Source organism: Sphingobium sp. (assembly GCF_035511395.1).
Classification (GTDB): Bacteria; Pseudomonadota; Alphaproteobacteria; order Sphingomonadales; family Sphingomonadaceae; genus Sphingobium.
On the sequence record NZ_DATKFP010000351.1, the window covers coordinates 1 to 4,208 of the forward strand.

At 63.5% G+C, this 4,208-nt stretch carries 7 protein-coding genes; all 7 read left to right on the forward strand.

What is annotated here, in order from left to right:
• A partial coding sequence (locus VMR39_RS24280; RefSeq protein ID WP_325420049.1) for a hypothetical protein occupies positions 1–407 on the forward strand: 407 nt, incomplete at its 5' end.
• Entirely contained in the window at positions 397–891 is a 495-nt protein-coding gene (locus VMR39_RS24285; protein WP_325420051.1) for a hypothetical protein, read from the forward strand. The genes VMR39_RS24280 and VMR39_RS24285, both read left to right, overlap by 11 nt.
• The gene (locus VMR39_RS24290) at positions 881–1,912 is read left to right on the forward strand and encodes a CBASS cGAMP-activated phospholipase (RefSeq protein WP_325420053.1); all 1,032 of its coding nucleotides are present in this window, start codon (positions 881–883) and stop codon (positions 1,910–1,912) included. Before VMR39_RS24285 ends, VMR39_RS24290 begins: the two co-directional genes overlap by 11 nt.
• 674 nt (positions 1,913–2,586) lie before the next feature.
• On the forward strand, positions 2,587–2,823 hold the full coding sequence (locus tag VMR39_RS24295) for a hypothetical protein (protein WP_325420055.1): 237 nt from the start codon (positions 2,587–2,589) through the stop codon (positions 2,821–2,823).
• 66 nt (positions 2,824–2,889) lie between these two features.
• Positions 2,890–3,144 (forward strand): type II toxin-antitoxin system prevent-host-death family antitoxin, encoded by a 255-nt coding sequence (locus tag VMR39_RS24300; RefSeq protein ID WP_151599382.1) that lies wholly within the window; start codon positions 2,890–2,892, stop codon positions 3,142–3,144.
• A gap of 10 nt (positions 3,145–3,154) precedes the next feature.
• Positions 3,155–3,580 carry a hypothetical protein gene (locus VMR39_RS24305; protein WP_325420059.1) on the forward strand — a complete coding sequence of 142 codons (426 nt, stop codon included), beginning with the start codon at positions 3,155–3,157 and terminating at the stop codon, positions 3,578–3,580.
• A gap of 26 nt (positions 3,581–3,606) precedes the next feature.
• Positions 3,607–4,208 (forward strand): recombinase family protein (locus VMR39_RS24310; protein ID WP_325420062.1); only part of this gene is annotated, 602 nt, incomplete at its 3' end.

A 4,208-nucleotide genomic window follows, 5' to 3' on the forward strand; every position in this document is an offset into this window, starting at 1 on the left:
CGGACGACACCCGCCCGCGCGAAAAAAACCCCTCCTATCCGCCTGACCGCATCAATGACCGTTGGCCGCGGCTCGACGCGTCCGGCCTTGCCGATATGAAGGCGCTGGCCGAAACGTTGGAGCACCTTGCGGCACGGCTGGAATTCATGGCGAGGGCGTCGCTGACCGATATCGCCAACACAATCGACGAATTGTTCGGCGAGCGGATCGGCAAGGAACAGCGCGCCATTCTGATGGAGCGCTACGACCGCCGGGACCGGGCGGCACCGGTACTTTCCGCGCCGCGCACCGGCGGCATCTACGCCCCAGCCGTCGTTGCCGCGCCAGAGCGTTTGCGTGAGGTGCCGCGCCACAATTTTCATCCCTTCATTCTCGGCGCGCCCACGGACGACCCGGATGAAGACTGACGGCGCGCGCTCGCCCGACGCCCAGCTCAAGGCGATGGCCGCCCAGTGGCCGGACTTCCAGGGCCGGAGACTGGGGGACGGCACATTGGCGTGGCGGGGGCCGCTGCGGCCCAAAGCCCGGCTGTATGAAGTGTTCCTCTTCTGGAAGCCGGGCGCGATGACGCTGCCCTATGTGATGATCATCGATCCGCCGCTGGAGCCGCGGCCGGGCGGCACTTTCGCCGAAATCCCGCACCTGATCTACGACGCGAACGATCCCCCCAGCTCCGGCCTTTGCCTGTTCGACCCCGAGGACGGCGAGTGGTCCGCCGCGCGCCTGATCGCGGAGACGACTATCCACTGGACCGCCGAATGGCTCGCCTACTACGAGCTGTGGCACCTGACGGGCGAATGGCTCGCGCCCGGCGTCGGCTACGAAAGCGTGGCGCGCATGCACGCCGCCGACGCGCAGATCATCCGGGGGGTGAAGGCCGATGTTCACTGACCGCTGCGCCAACAGCCTGACGACCCGCCGCGCGCGCCAGCCTTGGCCGTCGGACAGGCCGTTCAAAATCCTCTCGCTCGACGGTGGCGGGATCAGGGGCATCTACACCGCCGAAATCCTGCGGCGTTGTGAAGAGAATTTCTGCGATGGCGCGCCGCTGGCTCAGTATTTCGACATGATCGCCGGCACATCGACCGGCGGCATCATCGCCCTCGGCCTGGGACTGGGTATTCCGACCGCCGAGATCAAGGGGTTTTACCACGATGACGGTCGGAAGATATTTCCGCCGCTGCCGGGTGGATGGATCGGCCGGGTCCGCCGGTTCCTGCGATCCCTCAACGGCCCGAAGCTGGTTCATGAAGAGCTGGAAGAGGCCCTGAAGCGCCGGTTCACCGATCATCTTCTCGGCGACTCCATGACCCGGCTGGTCATTCCGGCCTTCATGATGCCGAAGACTGAAATCGCCGTTTTCAAGACCGATCATCACAGGGACTTCAGGAACGATCACGCGACCCCGATGTGGAAAGTGGCGCGAGCAACTTCAGCAGCGCCCACCTACCTCAAGGGGCTTGAGCACGAAGAGAGCGGTCGGATTTTCATCGACGGCGGCGTATGGGCCAACAATCCGATTATGGTCGCGCTCGTCGATGCCATCACTGCCTACGCCATAGGTTTTGACCAAGTGGAGATTTTCAGCATCGGCACCGGCAATGCGCCCTTCGCACTGCGCAAGCCCGACGTGTTCCGGGGGCTGATCGCGTGGCGGGAGGCGATCAAGGCGGCGATGTTCCTGACCACCGACAACGCGACCGCCCAGGCGAAGTTGTTGCTCGGGCCTGACCGCTGCCTGCGTATCGAGCCCGACGAATCTGATACGGCGATCGAGATGGACGACTATGACGAAGCGTTTGCCCGCCTGCCGGACCGGGCTGCGGAGCATTTTGAGAGCAGGCGCACCGAGATTTCCTCCTTCTTCCGGAATAGGGTGTTGCCGCGGGAGAAGCATTTTTCCGGGAAGTAGCCTATCCGTGTGTGTATGCGGACTTGGGGTCGCACCCGGCGTCCGACATGCCGACCTGAAGGTCCGCTTCTTCCTGAACGATCAGGACCGGCTTGGACACATGCTCCGCCAGCCGGACTGGATCCAGGGAGAACGCGCTGATGAGGGGGTCTTGAATGGCGGGTGCGGACAATGGCATCAGAGGCGCGGGCAGATCGGTTGCGTCAACCCGGTTACCGCCGCGAGGGCATCGATAGCCGCGTCGGCTTGCGGCAGAAGCGGGGCGTTGGCCGGATTGGCATGGAGCTGCCCCCTCAGCATCTCCCCGAGCGGGTGGCCGTGGGTCGCGACGAGGATCAGTCAGCAGATGGCATGGCCCCTGCCTGCAAGATATGCATCAAAACCTATTAACCTTACAAATCCTCACAAAAAGGCTGGGCTCTTGGCCTTTTTCAACCGCGAGTCTTTGTCACAATGACGAAGGCACCCGCGATCTGACTTGAAGCAGTCGCCGTGCGCGACCGTTACGAGCGCAGGTAACGCAACGCGAGAATAGCCTCGCCTAACTTGTCGTTGCCGATCTCCACTGCAGCATACTCTCCAAATTGCGGCCAGTCCTTATTTTACGCTATTATATCCTATACGCCGCACGGCTGCATTGGGGGACTTTCTTTTCATGCGCGAACGGTTCTTCGATGGTCCCTGCCCTTCCGGGCATGGGATTTCTGGAGACGATGGCGCTCAAACGCGACAGGATCAGCATCGAGGTCATAGGCCCGGAAACGGGCCGGAAGGATCCTGCGCGCGCCGATGCCGCCATCCGGTCCCTCGCCCGGCTGATCGGCCGCCAGATCGCCCGCGAGCAGTTCGAGCGCAAGATCGCACTGGAACGCAGGGCGCAGAAGAAGCGCCCGGCAGGCGAGGATGAGTAACCCCAACCTTGCAATAACACGAATTACACGTATAATTCAGGCATCCAAATCGAAAGGATGCCTGCCATGCCGACAGTCGGTTCCCTCGAATTCCAGCGCAAGTTCGGCGAGTTCCAGCACCAGGCGAAGCGCGAGCCGGTGGAGATCACCCGGCACGGGCGGCGCGAGTTCGTACTGATGACCGCCGATCATTACGATTGGCTCCGCGCCGCCGCGCAGCGGACGCATCGCACGGCGGACGCCGCCGATGTGGTGATCGACGCCGTTGAACGGGCCGAGATGGACCCGGAACACGCCCACCTCGACGATCTGCTGAAGTAAGGTGGGCGACGTGGCGATCCCTGAACCGAAGCCCGGCCTCGTCCTGCGTTACGATTACCTCTGGACGCATGAAGCCGCCGCCGGCCAGGATCAGGGCAAGGACCGCCCGGCCTGCTTCGTCGCCGCAACCGACGCGCTTGTGCGCCCGCGCCATGTGGTGCTGTTGCCGATCACCCACACGCCACCCTCCGGCGATACGGTCGGCATCGAGATCCCGGCGAAGGTGAAGCAGGCCATCGGCCTCGACGACGCGCCGAGCTGGGTGATCGTGTCGGAGCATAACATCGACGAATGGCCCAATGGCGGGCTGTCGCCGGTCACCGGCAAGCGGGGCGAGTTCGCCTATGGCTTCATCCCGCCGGGGCTGTTCGCCAAGATCAAGGCCAGCTTCCTCGAACTGGCTCGCGCGAAGAAGAGCAGCACCGTGCGCCGCTGACCATGGAGTTTTGAAAGGACCGGCCGATGACCCGTGTTGCCCTCTACGCCCGCTATTCCTCCGATAACCAGCGCGAGGCGTCCATTGAGGACCAGTTCCGCATCTGCCGCGAACAGGCGAAGCGCGAGAAGTGGAAGGTGGTCGGCACCTATAAGGACGCCAGCATCTCGGGCGCGAGCCTGATCCTGCGGCCCGGTATCCAGATGCTGTTGCAGGACGCGCAGGCGGGCCAGTTCGACATGGTGCTGGCCGAGGCGCTGGACCGCATATCGCGCGACCAGGCCGATGTGGCGACACTGTTCAAGCATTTAAAGTTCACCGGCGTTCCCATCGTCACGCTGGCCGAGGGCGAGATCAACGAGCTTCATGTCGGCCTCAAGGGGACAATGAATGCGCTGTTCCTCAAAGACCTCGCCGCCAAGACTCATCGGGGCATTCGGGGCCGCGTCGAGGACGGCAAGTCAGGCGGCGGGCTTTGCTATGGCTACAAGGTGGTCAAGAAGCTGGACCCGCGCGGCGATCCGATCCGGGGTGACCGCGAGATCGACGAGGCCGAGGCCAATGTCGTGCGGCGAATCCTGCGAGACTATGTCGCAGGCATCAGCCCGCGCGTCATCGCCAAGACGCT